Consider the following 17,324-nt stretch of genomic DNA (forward strand, 5'->3'; position numbering starts at 1 on the left):
CGTGCTGGCGGCGGTCGCGGCTTGGGTCGATCCCCCACCACGGGTGACGTTCATCGCGGGCTGGGCCAGTCATCTCCGCACCCAACTGGTCCCCGACAACGTCTGTGCCGAGAACGACCGCGACGCGCTCGCCGCCGGCGAGTTCTTCGCGCGCAGTACCTTTAGTTCGGACCGAAACCTCTCCGCCGACCTTTTCCACGCCGAGCTGCAACGAGATTCCGACAGCGACACTCCTCGCCTGATCTACCTGTCCGGATATGCCACCAGGGATCCTGACGGGCAGGTCGTGGTCATGACCAAGGAGTTCAGGCCAGTCACAGGGGAGGGCGGGCTGAGGCTCGGACGGTTGCTCGACCAAGTGGACGAGAGCCCTAGACCAACGCTGCTGGTGCTTGACCTCACATGGCACGTCGCGAACGGACCCGCTGGCCAGCTTCCGTCGGGAGTTGGGGACGAGGTCTACGCGGTTCTGAAGGAGCGGCGCGCTCCGAATCGACTGACGCTATTGAGCTGCTCGCCGGGCGAGAGTACTACCGAGATCACCGGTGCGGGTCGCACGACATTCGGCCTCTTCTTCGAAGCCGCGCTCCGGGGCTACGCGGACGGCTGCAACCGGTCCGGCGTCACTGACGGCCGGGTATCGGCCGCTGAGTTGGGCGAGTATGTGTGCGGGCGCGTCTCGGAATGGAGTTCCCGGTTTGGCTCACAGCCGCAGACGCCGCGACTGCTTGCCGACCAGGACATCGACTTCCTATTGACGGTCAGCAACCGCAAGGATGAGCAAATGACTCTCCGGGCGGCCGTTGCCGAGTATCCTTCCGGCCTTAAGCAAGTATGGGCCGAGCGGGACGCAATGGTCGCGGGTGGCGCCAGGGCGGTGGCCCCGCGTCTCCTCAATCGTCTGGAGCATGAAGTGCTGGAGATTGAGAGACGTTGGCGTCGTGGTCTGCCTGTTGATAGTGTAAACGCGATGCTGGCTAGGCACGTGCCGCACCTGCAGCGGGACATCAGCAATGTCTTATCCCTCGTTACACCTCGCGTACGGCTGTCGTTAGCATCGATGTTGGCTGACAGCCCATCAAGCACCGACGCGGCCGAACAAGCATGGGCGACGCTGCTCGAATCGACTAACTCAGAACCCAACGACGTGAAAGCCAAAGCCGCCCGCGCGGCCTCGGTCGCTGCGTTCCGAAAGGCGACTGCCGAGATCGACTTCCCAAGGCTAGCCGAAGCGGGCATCAGTGTGATCTTGCAGTCGCCCGCCGATTTCCGGGAGCGGGCGCCGTTGGCGGTCGACGAACTGCGGCGGCGCAGCAGCGGTCTGCAGCTGCTGGAGGTTGCCGACCTCGAAGCGCTTGCTAGTGTTGTCGCCAGTAATCCGAGCCTGCCCTCGCAATCCGCCGTCAGTATGCTTGAGGTGAGTTTGCTAAGGGAGCGGGCGTGGTTGAACCCGCGTGTTGTTGGATGGGCTCAACAATGGCTTGCCGACGCGGACGGCGCGAGCCGCACCGCCTGGGCGGGCGTCAGCGAGCCAGGGTACGTGAGCGTAGCTGAGATTGAAAGCTACACTCAGCGTGCGGCCGATCTGTACCTTCGGGCGATTGCAGTGCAACGCAGCATCGCCACGGGACTCGACGCCCGTGATCGTGCTCTGGCGATTCTCCCCGAGATTCTCCCCGTCATCCGCGGGCGCTCTGAACTCCACGTCGCTTGGGACAGCGCTGCGCAGGACGCCGTTCGCTTGTCGGCGCTCTTGGAATCGCCGCCACATCGCACAGGGGCGGAGGACGTTTTCGCGACTATCGAGAAGATCGCCGCGCTCTCAGGTGAACTAGACCTGCAGCTCAGTACGCTGCTGGGGCCAATGGCGCCTGAAGTGACAGACCCACTGCGTGACGAGCTAGCCAGCGGCGATTGGGAGCGGATCTCCACCGCCGAGACGCTCCTCGATACCGCGATGCTCGATGCCGACCGACGTGAGGCACTCTGCCTGGCGGTAGGCGCCGCAGCCGCGTTGCTGGCTGACGATCTGCAACAGCTCGTGGCGCGGCGCACCCGGTCTGCCGAGAGCCCCGATGCGTGGCAGTCGGAAGACGGCTTCGTGTCTCGCGGGCTGGCGATCCGCGAGGCGAGGTTCACGGCGCGTCTGCTGGAGATGATGGCGTGTCCTTCCCCCGAACTTACCGCGACTGTCGAATCTACGGCCGCGCAAAGCGGTCCTCTCGACCAGAATCTGATGCTGGCCCATGTCCGAGCTGCGCTCGCCGACGCACGCGACCGTATTGAAGGCGACTGCCCGCTGCCGGTCCGTGACCGCGCGAGCCGGGTGCTGACGCCAGGGGTGTTTGTTGCGGCGCTCGACGGGCGGCAGGCGGAGCCTGCCCTGGCGGTGGGGCGGGCACAGCTTGACGCATGGCGCCTCGGAAACTCCGAGCGGCTCGCGGCGGCCGCCACGGATATCGGCGGAGTTGTCTTCGCCGCGGTGGCGTCCAAGCGTCTGTCGGTAGAGTCTAGGTCTGGCGAACAGCTCATCGCGGTATCCCCCCTTCGCAGCAATGGTGATCACGAGCAGCGGATAGGCCTTCCTCGGTTGTCTGAGCGTGAGCGCAGCGAGGAGCTTGTATTGCGGATTGTCGGTGTTGCCCCTGACGAACTGGATGCGACCGTTCTTCAGCCCGCCTCCTGCCTGGCGGTTAGTCAGAGCAAGGATGCGTGTGCCGATGGGACGGTGCTTCGGATCGCAATTCAACTTGACCGCAACGCTAGTTTCGCCGACCTGGCCGCGACCTCAGGCGTATTGCTCCGATTGACCGATGGTCGACGGGTGCGTCACGTACCTATCGCTACGCCCGGCCTGTGCACCGCGTCGCCCGTTGAGGTGTACACCGTGGTCGCCGGCGTCCGCAGCAAACTGCAGTCCCACTACGAACTCCCCCCCAGCACCGGGCCGCGGCTGGTGCGCTGGATCGTCAAGAACCGCACGACGCGCGACTTGGCCATCAAGGCGGACGTGCATGCGGGCAGTCCGTTTTCCGCGGAGGCAGTCGCCCCTGCGCTGGGCGAGGTCCCACTGGTACTGACCGCGGGTGGTCCCGCCCCCGGCGGGACAGCTGAGTTGGATATTGAGAAAGTCTCCGTAGTTGTTTCTGAGTCGTCGTCTGGCAAGGTGCTCTACCAACAAGACGCGACGCTGTCGGTTCGCGACCCAAGCGAGTACGTCCGTGTGCTCGACGCCCGGGTCGCTCCGGACGAGAGCGGCGCGACGGTCGCAACCTTGCGGGCGGAGCGCCTGCCAGGATCACCCGAGCAGGTTGAACTGTCCTGGTCGCTGAGCAACCCACACGCCGCGGCCCCCATCGTTGCGGGGGGCAGGCTGCACGCCGTCCTCGGCGCCGCGAACCCGGTGGCAACGCTCTCGGCCACGCTGGCGCCCGACTGGAGCGACCAGCCTCAGGTGCTGACGCGACTCGCCATCAACGGGGTAGACCGTTCGATCGTCCGCCGTGCTCGCCGCCCCGCGTACGGGATGAACGGGACGCTTGACGTTGTGCCCTCGCCGACCATCCTCCTTTCTGCGCCGGCGATGGTGCGGTCGGGCGACGGGCTCGATTACTCCGCCGATGCGGCGCCCGTTCCGGCCGGGGCTACGCTGGAGCTTGTGCTGGGCGAGCTTGCGTCCGATGGTTCGGTGGTCGTGGATAGGCGGCGGTATTACAACACCGCAAGGAAGGGGATGGTTAAGGTTCAGCCGAAGGTGGTGGGCGGGCGATTCGCGATCCACCCAACGATTTCTGGGCAGCAGGGTAGCTTCGCAACCGATGGCATCGTCGGGCGACGCGTGCTCCGCGCGACGGTGTTTGATGGCCAAGGCGACCGGATCGCTCAGACCCTGCAGCCGATTGTCATTGATGGCGACCCGCCCACGTCCGTTGCCGTTTCGCCGACCGCGACCCCGGTCGCCGGCAAGCCGGTAGAGTTTGCTGTGACCGCCGTGGACGACCTTTCGGGCGTTGCGTCGGTCTCGCTGTTCGTCGGCGCAGCGGTTGATGGCAAGCCGCCCAAGGGCGCCGCCGTCGTTGCGGCCGTCGCCGATCCGCAACGCCCAGGGCGTTGGGTGGCGCCGCTGCCGATGCCGGCGGGCGTTCCGCTCGCCGAGGTCACCGCGCAGGTGACTAACGGCGTTGGTCTCACTCGCGAACTGTGCTTGCCTGTGCGGCTGGTGACCGCCGAGCAGGCGTCGTTAGGTCGGGTAGCCGGCGCGGTGACCGAGGGGGTCCGCCCCCAGCCGGGGCTCACCGTCGAACTGCGGGACCCGTCGCAGCAGCCGGTCGCCTCGGCCAGCACGAACGCCCAGGGTCAATTCCTCTTCACTGGCGTGAAGCCGGGCAAGTACCTCGTTTGGAGCGTCAAGGAGCAGTCGCAACGCGTCGGCGCCACGGGCGTCGAGGTCAAGGCGGGCGCCACAGCGACCGCCGAGCTTAAGCTCTCGCTCTAGCGGCCGGCTGCTCACGCCGGCAAGAGCTGGCCTATCGACCACCACCGGTTGAGGCTGCGAAGCGCTCCGCCGTCCGGCACTCTTTACTACTTGCCAGGCGGGGGGTAGCCGATTCGTTTTGTCCAAAAACACGCGCGAAAGGGACAAAACTCGGGGCCTATTTCCTCCTTGTCTCGCCGTAAGTGCTGGACTGATAGTGGATTGGGGCAAACTCCTAAAAACGCCGCCGTTGGGGTTTTGTCCGTTTTGGGGCGCTCCGTTCGGACACCTAACGCCACTAAACGAAACGCTGGTCAACGTGCGCAGCATGAACTCCTGCCTGCCAGTGTCACTGGCAGGTATCTGGGCGCACAGGCGTTTACCCCCATTGGATCGCGCGAGGTGGCCGTTTTCCACCACGATCCGCGTGAAACGGCACAGAATTGGCGCGCCGTGAGCCTGGCGTGTTCAGCCTTCGTCGTTGAACGGCTAGTCGCAGATACACTCGTCGCCCGCAGGGCGGAGGGGATGCCGATCTGGCTCGGGACTAGCCCGGTTGTCGCGGGCGGCGGGATCTCTTCGCAAGCACTGGCTCGGCGCACGAAAAAGCCGGCGGGCTCCACGGAACCCGCCGGCGTATGCTTGCTCGTCAACGCGGCGACTTGGATCGCCGCCGCCGGCTACTTGCTTGTCAACGCGAAGGTGACGTTGGCGTCGCCTTCGGGCGGAACCTCAAACTGCTGCTCCTGCTGAGCGGGCGGGACCAGCTCCTTAGGGATCGGGTCGGTCTCGGTCAGTTCGGGGCCCGCAAAGCCGGTCCGGAGTTGCACAGTGTAATTGCCAGGCTTGATGCCGACCCCCTCGTTATTGATGGTGGTCAGCGAGAACTTCCCTTGGGCGTCGGTCACGTCGGTGAAGTTGGTCTCGGCGCCCCCACCGGGCACGTAGAACAGCACCTGGCAGTTGGGCAGGGGATTGCCGTCCAGAGTTACCACGCCCTCCACGGGAACCAGCCCGGCGGACGACCCACAACCAACCATAAAAGCCACACCCAGCCCAAGCAGCCCCAACGGGCGCCATCCAAAGCGATCCGGCATTTCGCAGCGTCTTTCTCTCGTTGTCGTGCAGGTAGTTAGGTAGCGGCTGTCGCAGCCGAGCAGCTACCGGCCGCCGCGGGTCGGCGGGCCGTAGACCGAGTTCTCGTCGTCGGCCGCCGCGATGCTGCCCAGCGACGCGAACAGGTTGAGGTCGATATCGAAGGTCGTGAAACCGACCGATCCGTCGCACATGGCGGTGTTCATCCCCGCCGGGTGCCGAGCCCACCAAGCAGACATGCAGGTGCGGCGGGACCGCCCGGGGTAGGCGCCGGAGGTTCCGGTGTCGTTCGGGCAGTTGGGGAAGTCGTGATCGAAGGTCCGCGCCTGGGGCACGGTTTGAGCCATCAGGTAGTTGCCCCAGGTCCACGCCCAGAACTTGCGGCGCTGAGTAAAGTCGTTGGTCGACTCGCCGACCAGGATCGTCTTTGACGTCCCGTCGGTGATCTTGGCGATCGACTCACGCTTCAGCAGCCCCACACCGGCTGGCTTCGCCGCGCCGGGCGCCATCGTGGTGTGCACAGGTCCACGCCAGCCCCACTCCCGGCCGGTCTGGGTGTTGACGTCGCTTGGGCTGCCCACGTCCTCGTACAGGTACCAGGTCACGAAGCCGTCGCCCCGGCCCGCGTTCGCCGCGTAGCTAGACGTGGCGAACTGCTGGCCGTTGGTGGGCCCGCTCGCGGGCACAGCCAGTTCCGGCGTCAGGTCGGAAGGGCAGAGGTACGCGGGAACAAAAGTTTCGCGGAAAGTCTTGGCGCCCAAGTCGGTCGTGCTGTTGACCGGCACGTCGGGTATGTAGAGGTCCTTGAGTTGAGTGTCTTCCATAAAGGGCATGATCTCTCGGGTCCAGCCCACGTAGTAGCTGGCGTTGCCGATGTTTGTGGAGCTCTGCTGCGCGCCCGGGGGGAACACCTTGTTCGAGTCGTGGTAGTTGTGCATCGCCAACGCGATCTGCTTCAGCTTGTTGGAGCACTGCATGCGGCGGGCGGCTTCGCGGGCCGCCTGCACGGCCGGCAGGAGCAACGCGATCAGCACGCCGATGATCGCGATGACCACCAGCAGCTCAACCAGAGTAAAACCGCGCGTCTGGGATCGCCGGAACATCATAGATACCCTCAATTTGATAAGAACCTACGCCTGCGGACGTCTGTCTTGTCGCGTGGCGGATAAGGAGCCAGAGCAGCCTGGCGACGCCCAGCGGGCGCTGCCGGTTTCAGGGGGCTGCCGGCCTGCGGCGGGCAGCGCACGAACCCCGATCTGATGGTACGAATTCTATACTCCCAGTAGTCGGTTCGGCAACGTGATTGACATCGATAGAACGCGGAATTGACGCCCGATCATGCAACTTGTCTCGGCTGCAGCGCCCGTTTGCAATCAACAAGCGTGGCGGTGCAATAAACTGCCGTGGACGCTTCGATGAGGTGCGACACGATGGGTCGCGTAAGCCGGCTCGAGAGGGCCCTCGGTGCACGCCGATCCGGGCCCCGTCATGACCCCTCCAGGGGGGAGCCACAATCGCCCGGGCGGTCAGTCCGTGGGTAGTGCTCGGAAAGCGATTGCTATCCGATCAGCAGCCACCCGACCGCGACGCTGGCGGCCGTGAGCCCTGCGTAGCCCAAGCCGGCCACGCGGGTATAGCGGGCGTCTTGGTCCAGGGCTTCGGTGGTCCAGCAAGCGGTTGCGCGTCGCGTCGCAAGCGACTGCAGGACGCCCGACCCGAAGGCTTGGCTAGCGCCGAGAGCGTCGCCGGTGGCGACCAGGAAGCAGCCATGCAGCGGCCACGGCTGCGTGGGATTGCTGCGGAGCCCTTCGTGCAGCAGCTTGGCAAGCCTGTCGCGGCGTTCGGACAGGTAAGACTGCAGCTCGAACAACGCGGCGTTATCGCCGAGCGAGTCATCGCTGGCGGGGTCGTCGTCGACCTGCATCAGCCGTTGGCAGAGCACCGGCGTCATGCGGTCCAGCAGCTCGCCGATGGTATCTTCCGCTGCCCCGTCCTGTGCAGCGGCCCGCGGGTCTACCTCAATCCCCAGCCGCTTGCTCTTGCGGTCGGGCGGCAGGACGTGCAGCAGGTGGCCGCATCCTGGAGCGTGCTGGAGGTCGTTGACGATCGACAGCACCGGGACCCGCACTCCGGCGGCGTCGCCGAGCACGGCCAGGTCCTGCTCCAACGCCCAACCAAACGCGTCGGCGGTGGCGTCCGAGTCGGCGGCGTCTACCGGCGTTAGGGCGACGACTCCATTGATGGCCGCGACCGTGCCGCGTTCGTTCTTGATCAGACGCACCAAGTGGTCGAGTTCGGCCGCGCAGCGCTCGGCCTGCTCGTCATCGAACAGGGCAGGGGTCCCGCACGGCGACGCCTGCTGCGCATCGAGCTGCTCGGCCAGTGTGAGGGTTGTGGCGTCGTCGGAGCAGCCAACCGGGGATTGTGAATCGTCCACCGCGGCGAAGTCCCGACCTGTGGGCTCCCCGGCTGCGGCCATTGCCGGCGTGCGCAGCGCGGCCGGCATCCGCTGTTCAGTGGAAGCGATGGTCTCGAATGGCTGGCTCGCGCGCCGCTTGACGCCGCGGACGTGCGATAGCCGCTCGGCGGCGGTGGAGAGCAGCGACGATTCGTGGCACAGCAGGTAGATCGCCTGGTCGTCGGCAAACACGCGGAGCTTGGCGTGCGGCTGCGCAGGGGCAGGGCCAAACGTCGGCGCGACGGCGAACGACGACAGCAGCTCGGCCTCCCTCCCGCCGGGCTCACCCAGCATCAGCACCAGTGGCTTCTCGGCGAGGTCCACCCCGTGGCGGTGCATCGCCGCTACGACCTGCCGCCAGCAGCGGTCGAGTTCCGGGAACCGCGAAGCCGCCTCGGGACGGGTCGCGGCGCGCCAGGTGGCCAATGCGGCCCAGCCCAACGCGTAGGCGAGCAGGAACAGGATGGGCAGCCACGTCTCGCGGAGCAGGCTGGAAGGCGCACGAACGACCTTCTCGAGCTCCAGGTAGGCGTTGAGCCGCTGCAGGCCATACAGCACCGCTACGACCAGCAGCCCGTGAAGCAGCCAAGTGATCGCTCCGCCTGCGATCGCCCCCCGTCCGAAGCTGATGAACGGGGCCGCGGCGATCTTGGCGACGGTTGGCGCCGCCTTGCGAATCAGTGCGATCATGGGCGTGTTGCTGGGCTGGGGCGGCGCTGTCAGGCGAAGATTCGTTGCATCACGGCGTAGGTGGCGAAGGGCGCTAGCAGAATCGTTGCGACCGTCGCCACCGCGACAAACCGACGCAGGCGCGCCTCGCCACGCAGCCGCGGCGGTGATGATCGACGACGCCGGCGAGCGGCGGGCGTCGCCGCGAGGCCGGCCGACCGGGTCACCCGGGCGCGGGTCTGCTCGAACCACTCTTCCAGGGCTGGGGGATCGTTGCGGAGCCGGCCGCGGAAGCCCAACGCGACGCACAGGTAGTACGCGCTAAGGGCGTCGTCGGTGGTTTGCGCGGCGGCCCGCTGAGCCTGCCGCCAGAACTCCCAGGCGCGGTCGTTGCCGCCGTAGAGCGCCGACTCCAGCTTCCTCTCGTTCCAGGCGTCGGACCACTGCGACCGGCAGATGAACAGTTCGTCGAGCCAACAAACCAGCGCGTAGCGGGCGCCGCGAAAATGATCGTCGGCGCCGCCGTCGGGAACCTCCAACGCCAGGCCGGTCAGCACGGTCTGCTCCTTGGCGAGGCTCAGACGCTCGCCCCGCTCAACCGCGGAGTGGAGCCGCAACGCGTAGCGGATCGCTTTGTGCAGCGGCTCGGTGGTCGATGTTCGCATGCCGACGCGTTGTGACGGGGGTAGGGGCTGTAGGGACGCTGGGTACGGGTGGGGCGCAGCGTGGTCCGGGCGCGCTGACAAAGAGTAGGCCACCCGGGGAGGGGCCGCCGTGTGCGCGAAAGATTTAGGAAAGTTGCTCGCACGCGGCACTGGCATCTCCCGCATGACCTACTTTCCAAAGACGAGTCGGACCACCCGTCCCCCTGCAACGAACACCTCGTACCCCTTCCCTGATGGCCAGCGTTACCTGCGAATCCCTGCTGTCGCCGCTCGAGGGCGACTCGCCGACCGGCGATGAGTCGCACTTCGCGATGACGCTTGCGCCGATGCTCAGGGAGTTGCGTCGGGAGGAGTCCGCCGACGCCTTCGACGACGCCACGCGGCCCACGCAGCTCAAGCGGGCCGACTGGAAGGGCATCGTCAGCGAGTGCGAGCAGGCCCTGGCCGGGCACGCCAAGGACCTCCGCACCGCGTGCCACCTGGCCGAGGCCCGCGCCCACACCGACGGGCTCGGCGGCCTGCGCGAGGGGCTAGAGCTGATCGCCCGGCTGGCCGACGAGTGCTGGGACCGCGTCGCCCCCGCCGCGGGCGACGACCCGGCCGAGACCCGCGGCACCCCGCTCCGCAACCTCCTCGACGACCCCCACCGCGGTCTGTGCTTCCCGAACCAGGTCCGCACGCTCCCGCTGATCGGCCACGGCGACGACTCCCGCAGCTACGTCGATTGGACCCGCCTGCGGGGCGAGCCGGCCGCCGAGTCGGACGAGCTGGCCGGCCTGCGAACCCGGATCACGCCCGAGTGCTTTAAGCAGAATCACGACGACGCGTCCGGCGCGCTCTACTGGCTGGACTCGCTGCGGGGCACGCTGGACGAGCGTCTCGAAGCCGACGCGCCCGGACTCGCCAACCTGCGGGCCGCGTTGGCGGACCTGCAGGGCCTGCTGGCTGACGAGCTCGCCCGCTTGGGCTTCCCGTCCGCGGGCACCGAAGAACCACTTTCAGCCGAGCACGAGGCGCCGCCCGCGCCGTCGACACTCGGCTCATCGGGCCGCGAGCAGCTGTACTGCCTGCTCGACGACACCGCCGACCGGCTCCGTGCGATGGAGCCGCACAGCCCAATACCCTACCTGATTAAACGCGCGGTCCGGCTCGGCCGGCTGCCGTTCCCGTCTTTGATGCAGCACGTAATCCGGGAGCAATCGACGCTTACGGAGCTGAATCGCGAGTTTGGTATCGCCGAAGCGGACGGAGTTGATGCATCGGCCTAAGTCCGTTTCGGGCGTGACGCCCACTACCCAGAGACCCAATCAAAGGAAGCGAATCGATGAGCGAAAGCCTCCAGCACAAGCTTGACCGTGTGCGTCCGCCGCGCGTGCAGATCACCTACGACGTCGAAACCAATGGCGCCCTCGAGCAGAAGGAACTCCCTTTCGTCGTGGGCGTGCTGTCCGAGCTGGCGGGCGACCAGACCGAGACCCCCAAGCCGGTCAAGGAACGCAAGTTCGTCCCGATCGACCGCGACAACTTCAACGAGGTGCTGGGCAAGATCGGGCCGCGGCTGGCCCTGAAGGTGCCCAACCGCCTGACCGACGAAGAGGGCACCAACCTATCGGCCGAGCTGAACTTCAGCGAGATCTCCGACTTCGAGCCGCAGAATGTGGCCAAGCAGGTGCCGGCGCTCAACAGCCTGCTGGACGCACGCCACAAGCTGCGTCAGATCCTCAGCACGATGGAGGGCAACGACTCGTACGCCGACCTGCTGCAGGAGGTCCTCACCGACGCCGAGGCGGCCAAGTCGCTGAAGGACGAGCTGGGCGAGAAGGAAGCCGAGTAGGCCCCCGCCGCGACCAATCACACAAGCACCCACCCACTACGGGAGAACCGAATAATGGCGACCGCCGAAGCTACCGTCGACGCGGCTGATGCCCAGGAGCTCAGCCTGCTTGAAAAGCTGCTCGAAAACTCACGCGCCCTGGACGACTCCGAGCGGCAGTCGCAGCGCGACTACCTGCAGGAGTTCATCTCGCACGTAGTCGACGCCGACCAGGTGACCAGCCAGGACGCCGCCGCCGAGATCAACCACTGGATCGCCAAGATCGACGAGAAGATCTCCGCGCAGCTCAACGAGATCATGCACGATGAGAAGTTCCAGAAGCTCGAGGGGAGCTGGCGGGGCCTCCACTACCTGGTGCACCAGTCGGAAACCGGCACGACGCTCAAGATCCGCGTGCTGAACGTCACGAAGCGCGAGCTGCTCAAGGACCTCGAGACCGCGGTCGAGTTCGACCAGAGCGCGCTGTTCAAGAAGGTCTACGAGGAAGAGTACGGCCAGCTGGGCGGCGAGCCCTACGGCATGCTGGTGGGCGACTTCGAGTTCAGCCGCCACCCGGAGGACATCAACCTCCTGAAGCTGATCTCGAATGTGGCCGCCGGCGCCCACGCGCCGTTCATCACCGCCGCCTCGCCGGCGCTGCTGAACCTGACCAGCTTCACCGAGCTGCCCAACCCGCGTGACCTGGCCAAGATCTTCGAGTCGGCGGCCCACGCGTCGTGGCGTTCGTTCCGCGACTCGGAGGACTCCCGCTACGTGGCGCTGTGCATGCCCCGCGTGCTCGGCCGCCTGCCGTACGGCGAGGACTTCAAGAGCGTCGAGGAGTTCGACTTCGAGGAGTTCGTCGACGGCCGCGACCACAGCAAGTACCTGTGGATGAACGCCGCCTGGGCGTACGCCACCCGCGTGACCGACGCGTTCAGCAAGTACGGCTGGTACGCTAAGGTCCGCGGCGTCGAGGGCGGGGGCAAGGTCGAGGGCCTGCCGGTGCACACCTTCAACACCGACGACGGCGACGTCGCGATGAAGTGCCCGACGGAGATCGCCATCTCCGACCGCCGCGAGTTCGAGCTGTCGACCCTCGGCTTCCTGCCGCTGCTGCACTCCAAAAACACCGACTTCGCCGTGTTCATGGGCGCCCAGTCGGCCCAGAAGCAGAAGACCTACTTCGACGACGCCGCGACCGCCAACGCGGACCTGTCGACGAAGATCAACTTCCTCCTGTGCGTGTCGCGCTTCGCCCACTACCTGAAGGTGATGGCCCGCGACAAGGTCGGCTCGATGCTCGAGGCCGACCAGTGCGAGAAGTGGCTGAACGACTGGATCGCCAACTACGTGTGCGACCCCTCCATGGCCGGCGACGAGACCAAGGCTAAGTGCCCGCTGTCCGACGCCACCGTCGAGGTGCGTGCCGTGGCCGGCAAGCCGGGCTGGTACGAGGCGGTCGCGTGGCTGCGTCCGCACTTCCAGCTCGAGACCCTCAGCGCCAGCATGCGGCTGGTGGCCGAGGTGCCTCAGAAGGGCTGATCCAGCAGACGGGACAAACCGGCGCCGTCCGCCCCACCCGGGGCGGGCGGCCCGGGGTTCCCGGGCCTGCCCCATTTCCCTGAAAGGGCCTACCGATGCAACTGAAGAGCCAAGCGAGCGGCGCGGCGGTTGGGGTTGTTCCGGCGCAGACCAAGTCGAACAACACCGGCCTGCCCGACAACCTGAAGTCGGGGATCGAGAGCCTGTCCGGCTACAGCATGGACGACGTCAAGGTCCACTACAACAGCGACAAGCCGGCCAAGCTCAAAGCCCACGCCTACGCCCAGGGCACCGACATCCATGTCGCGTCCGGGCAGGAAAAGCATCTGCCGCACGAGGCATGGCACGTGGTGCAGCAGAAGCAGGGACGCGTCCAGCCCACCATGCAGTTGCAGGGCGCGTGGGTCAACGACGACGCTGCGCTGGAGAAGGAGGCCGACCACATGGGCGCCCAGGCGCTGCAGGCCGCCGGCCTGATGCGCGAGCGGCAGGTCATGGGCACGGTGCTCACCCAGATGATGCTCAACAACCGCTAACAACCAAACTCACATTCCACACGGAGCTTAGATAGATGTCCGACCAGCATTCCTCCATCGACTACTTCCTGAAGATCGACGGGATCGAGGGCGAGTCCAAGGACTCGACCCACACCAACGAGATCCAGTTGATCGGCTTCAACTGGGGCGAGACCCAGCCCGCCAGCTTTGTCTACGGCACCGGCGCCGGCTCGGGCAAGGTCAGCATGCAGGACCTGACGTTCACCATGCGTGCCTGCAAGGCCTCGCCGAAGCTGTTCCTGTCCTGCGCCAAGGGCGAGCACATCAAGGAAGCGACCCTCGTGGCCCGCAAGGCCGGCGGCGACCAGGAAGAGTTCTACCAGATCAAGCTGGAGGACGTGATGGTGTCGTCCTACAACACGGGCGGGGGCACCGGCGACAGCCTGCCGATGGACACCGTCACGCTGGCCTTCGCCAAGATCAGCTACCAGTACCGCCCGCAGAGCGACAAGGGCGCCCTGGAGACCCCGGTCAAGGCGGGCTGGAACCTGCAGGAGAACAAGGCCATCTAGTCGGCCCTTCGACATGCCGGGCCGCGGCGGTCCCTGCCGGGGGCGCCGCGGCCCATTTTTTGTACTCCCGACCTGTTGAGACCGAGCATGCCCTCCCCGACGCTCGCCCCCTCGCTGCTCGACCGCCTGGTGGCCGCCTGCGGCGGCGTCGCAGAGCCCCGGCCCGCCGGCCTGGCGAGCCTGATCGACGACATCGAGGACCTGCTCAACACCTGCAGCGTCGCGCCGGGCGACGAACTCGCCGGCTGCCCCGAGGCGACCAACTCTCTGCTCACCTACGGCTCACCAGCGCCGCAGTCCCTCTCGATCGCGACCCACCACGAGCGGGTGGCCACCGCGCGGCAGCTCGAGCAGACGCTCAAGCGCTTCGAGCCGCGGTTGGTACGGGTCCGCGTCCGCGCCGACGCCACCTCCAAGCTCTGCAACGAGGGGCGGTTCCACATCCAAGGGACGCTGCGTGACGATCCCCAGCGGGCGGTCACGCTGGCGGTGAAGGTCCGCAACACCAGCGGCCGGGCCCACGTCACGACGGAGCGACCATGAACGCATCGCTGTACCCCTACTACGAAGAGCAGCTCCACTTCATCCGCCACGAGGCGGAGGAGTTCGCCAAGCAGTACCCCGCGGCGGCGGGGCAGCTGCTGCTGGAGCGCAACCAGAGCCGCGACCCGCACGTCGAGCGGCTGATCGAGGCCTTCGCGCTGCTGTCGGCCCGTGTCGAGAAGAAGCTCGACGACCAGTTCCCCGAGATCACCGACGGGCTGCTCTCGGCGCTCTACCCGCACTACCTGGCGCCGATCCCGTCGATGGCGATCGCCCAGTTCGACGCCGACCCGGCGAGCCCCCAGCCTGGCGGGCTCCCAGTGCCCCGCGGCGTCGGGGTCCGCGCAAAGACTTCTGGCGGGTCCGCCTGCCGGTACCGCACCTGCTTCCCGGTGCGGCTGTGGCCGCTAGACGTGGTGGACGCGGCGATCGAGTTCCCGCCGTTCGACCGCGGCCTGACGCCGCCGCCGCAGACCGCGGCCGTGCTGCGGATCAGCCTGCAGACGCACGCCGACATGAAGTTCAGCGAGCTGTCGCTCGACACGCTGCGGGTCCACCTGCAGGGCGACGACCACCTGATGGCGAAGCTGTACGAACAGCTGCTCAACCGCTCGACCCGGGTCGAGGTCCGCTCTTCGGCAGAGGATGGCGGCCGCCTGCTGAGCGACGCTCCGGCCGAGCAGACCCTCCACCCGGTCGGCTTTGGCGACGACGAGTCGCTCTTGCCCAGCCCACCACAGTCCAGCCGCGCGTACCAGCTGCTGACCGAGCTGTTCGCGTTCCCCCAGAAGTTCGCCTTCATCGACATCGCCGGACTGGCCGCGGCGCTGCCGACCGCCGGCGCCAAGATCGACATCCTGATCTACCTCGATGAGGCGGACGAACGCCTCGCCCGCGAGGTGAACGCCAGCACGTTCCGGCTGGGCTGCACGCCGATCGTCAACCTGTTCGAGAAGGTCTGCGAGCCGATCCGGCTGACCCACAAGAAGCACGAGTACCCCGTGCTGCCCGACGTCCACAACCGGGACGCCACCGAGGTGTACAGCGCCGACCGCGTGGTGGGCGTCTCCACCGGCCGCGCGACACGCTACGAGCCGATTTACGGGCTGGATCACGAGAACTCGTGGCGGGGCGAGGACGAGGCCCGCGCCTACTGGCACACACGCCGCCGTGGCGCCTCGCAGCACGACGACACCGGGTCGGACGTGATGCTGCGGCTGGTCGACCTGGACTTCACCCCGGCCCAGCCCGCCGAGCAGACTATTACCGTGCACGCGACCTGCACCAACCGGGACCTGCCGCTGCAGATCCCGTCCGGGCCCGCCGGCCTGCGCCTGCAGATGGAGACGCCCGTCCCCGTGCGGTCCGCCAGCTGCCTGCGGCAGCCCACCGCGCCGGTCCGCCCGCCGCTGGGGGCGGCCGCCTACTGGCGGCTGGTCTCGCACCTGTCGCTGAACCACCTGTCGCTGACAAACGACCGGCTGGGCCTGTCGGCGCTGCGGGAGATCCTCCGGCTGTACGACTTCGCCGACCGGTCCGCGAACCGCACGCAGGCGATCGCCAACAGCGAGATGATCGACGGCGTGATCGGCATGAACATCGGCCGCGCAGTGTGCCGCGTCGGCGGCCCCGCCGACGGCGGCGTCTGCCGCGGCGTGTCGGTGGAGCTCGAGCTCGACGAAGAAAACTACCGCGGCGTCGGCGCGTACCTGTTCGGCGCTGTGCTCGAACGCTTCTTCGCCGAGTACGCCACGATGAACTCGTTCACCCGGCTGACGCTCAAGACCAAGCAGCAGGGCCTGGTGAAGGTCTGGCGTCCCCGCTCGGGAGGCGTTGAGCTGCTGTGACCGCCGTCGCCGAGATACCGTCCGACCCCGACGCACCGAGTGTGCAGCAGCAGCTGTACGCCGAGGGCGCTAGCTTCGACTTCTTCCAAGCGGTGCGGCTGCTAGAGCAGTCGTCTGCGGGCGCCGACCGCGACCGGCGCCTGGGCAGCCCCGCGGTGAGGTTCTCGACGCCCCCGTCCACCGCGTTCCCCGCCAGCGCAATCGACTCGATCACGCCGGACGACGCAGACGAAAACACCTCCCGCGTGAGGGTCAACTTCATGGGCCTTACCGGGCCCAGCGGCGTGCTGCCCCGGCACTACACGGAGCTGCTGATCCAGCTCGAGTGCCGGCTACGCGACGCCGCTAAGCGTACACTCAACGCCTGGTACGACCTGTTCAACAACCGACTGATCGGCCAGCTCTACCGCGTGTGGGCCAAGTGCCGGATCGACCGGGGCCTGGCCGACGGCGTGGCCGACCGGACGCAGGCCGACCCCTTCTCCACCGCGCTGTACAGCTTGATCGGCGTCGCGACTCCCAAGCTGCGCAACCGACTCTCCGTCACCCAGCCTACGGGGCAGGGCGGTGCAGCCGAGGTGGTCGACCAGATCCCCGATTCAGTCCTCGCCCGGCACGTCGGGACGCTCTCCCGCCGTCGACGTTCGGCCAGCCAGGTAGCCGCCATGCTGTCGAGCCACTTCCGCGTTCCCGTGGAGATCGAGCAGTTCCAGGGGCAGTGGCTCCAGCTATCGCCCGCAGAGCAGACCCGCGCCGGCGCCTGGGGCGCCGCCAACCGCCTGGGAGTCGACGCTGTGCTGGGCAGCCGCGTGTGGGACCGCCAGAGCCGCATCCGCGTGCGGGTCGGTCCGCTCGACGCCCAGCAGTTTGCCCGGTTCCTCCCCGACGCCGGGGGCGGACAGGACCGCCGCAGGTTTGTCTCGCTGTGTCAGATGGTGAGGCTTGCCATCGGGCCTGAGCTCGACTTTGACGTGCAGCTGGTGCTGCGGAAGTCGGATATACCGCGGCTCTCAGCCCAGCGGGATGGTGATCGTCCGCGGTTGGGATGGAGCAGTTGGTTGGCAGCCGCGCCCCTCGAGCGAGACGGCGGGGAGCCAGTGTTCGAGCCGATTGAATCGTCCGAAGCGTAGCGGTCGCAGCGCGGGC

Annotated in this window: 13 protein-coding genes; 9 read left to right on the forward strand and 4 right to left on the reverse strand. The window is 67.1% G+C overall.

Going from position 1 to position 17,324, the window contains the following annotated elements:
• Window position 1 precedes the first annotated feature (1 nt).
• Window positions 2-4,495 carry a carboxypeptidase-like regulatory domain-containing protein gene (locus tag KOR34_RS07100; protein WP_197531210.1) on the forward strand — a complete coding sequence of 1,498 codons (4,494 nt, stop codon included), beginning with the start codon at window positions 2-4 and terminating at the stop codon, window positions 4,493-4,495.
• Window positions 4,496-5,154: 659 nt separating this feature from the next.
• Here KOR34_RS07100 and KOR34_RS07105 read toward each other — a convergent pair.
• The 4 genes from KOR34_RS07105 to KOR34_RS07120 form a co-directional block, all read right to left on the reverse strand.
• A complete protein-coding gene (locus tag KOR34_RS07105) occupies window positions 5,155-5,571 on the reverse strand; it encodes a carboxypeptidase-like regulatory domain-containing protein (RefSeq protein WP_146563506.1) in 417 nt (138 codons plus the stop codon).
• 63 nt (window positions 5,572-5,634) lie between these two features.
• Complete coding sequence (locus KOR34_RS07110; RefSeq protein WP_197531211.1) at window positions 5,635-6,672, reverse strand: DUF1559 domain-containing protein; 1,038 nt, start codon at window positions 6,670-6,672, stop codon at window positions 5,635-5,637.
• Between the two features lie 455 nt (window positions 6,673-7,127).
• Complete coding sequence (locus KOR34_RS07115) at window positions 7,128-8,717, reverse strand: type VI secretion protein IcmF/TssM N-terminal domain-containing protein (protein ID WP_146563510.1); 1,590 nt, start codon at window positions 8,715-8,717, stop codon at window positions 7,128-7,130.
• A gap of 29 nt (window positions 8,718-8,746) precedes the next feature.
• A complete protein-coding gene (locus KOR34_RS07120; RefSeq protein ID WP_197531212.1) occupies window positions 8,747-9,361 on the reverse strand; it encodes a DotU family type IV/VI secretion system protein in 615 nt (204 codons plus the stop codon).
• Window positions 9,362-9,594: 233 nt separating this feature from the next.
• Here KOR34_RS07120 and tssA point away from each other — a divergent pair, with 233 nt between their 5' ends.
• The 8 genes from tssA (at window position 9,595) to tssG (ending at window position 17,308) form a co-directional block, all read left to right on the forward strand.
• Complete coding sequence (gene tssA / locus KOR34_RS07125; RefSeq protein ID WP_146563514.1) at window positions 9,595-10,629, forward strand: type VI secretion system protein TssA; 1,035 nt, start codon at window positions 9,595-9,597, stop codon at window positions 10,627-10,629.
• Between the two features lie 56 nt (window positions 10,630-10,685).
• Complete coding sequence (gene tssB / locus KOR34_RS07130; RefSeq protein ID WP_146563516.1) at window positions 10,686-11,195, forward strand: type VI secretion system contractile sheath small subunit; 510 nt, start codon at window positions 10,686-10,688, stop codon at window positions 11,193-11,195.
• A 54-nt stretch (window positions 11,196-11,249) separates the two neighbouring features.
• Window positions 11,250-12,719, forward strand: a complete 1,470-nt coding sequence (gene tssC, locus KOR34_RS07135) for a type VI secretion system contractile sheath large subunit (protein WP_146563518.1) — start codon at window positions 11,250-11,252, stop codon at window positions 12,717-12,719.
• Between the two features lie 95 nt (window positions 12,720-12,814).
• Window positions 12,815-13,255, forward strand: coding sequence for an eCIS core domain-containing protein (locus KOR34_RS07140; protein ID WP_146563520.1), 441 nt, complete (start codon window positions 12,815-12,817; stop codon window positions 13,253-13,255).
• 35 nt (window positions 13,256-13,290) lie between these two features.
• Window positions 13,291-13,788, forward strand: coding sequence for an Hcp family type VI secretion system effector (locus KOR34_RS07145; RefSeq protein ID WP_146563522.1), 498 nt, complete (start codon window positions 13,291-13,293; stop codon window positions 13,786-13,788).
• An 87-nt stretch (window positions 13,789-13,875) separates the two neighbouring features.
• Window positions 13,876-14,331, forward strand: a complete 456-nt coding sequence (gene tssE, locus KOR34_RS07150; RefSeq protein WP_146563524.1) for a type VI secretion system baseplate subunit TssE — start codon at window positions 13,876-13,878, stop codon at window positions 14,329-14,331.
• Window positions 14,328-16,178 (forward strand): type VI secretion system baseplate subunit TssF, encoded by a 1,851-nt coding sequence (tssF, locus tag KOR34_RS07155; RefSeq protein ID WP_146563526.1) that lies wholly within the window; start codon window positions 14,328-14,330, stop codon window positions 16,176-16,178. The genes tssE and tssF overlap by 4 nt, the downstream gene beginning before the upstream one ends.
• Window positions 16,175-17,308 (forward strand): type VI secretion system baseplate subunit TssG, encoded by a 1,134-nt coding sequence (gene tssG / locus KOR34_RS07160; protein WP_146563528.1) that lies wholly within the window; start codon window positions 16,175-16,177, stop codon window positions 17,306-17,308. Before tssF ends, tssG begins: the two co-directional genes overlap by 4 nt.
• Window positions 17,309-17,324: the final 16 nt, after the last annotated feature.

The organism is Posidoniimonas corsicana (assembly GCF_007859765.1).
Taxonomy (GTDB): Bacteria; Planctomycetota; Planctomycetia; order Pirellulales; family Lacipirellulaceae; genus Posidoniimonas; species Posidoniimonas corsicana.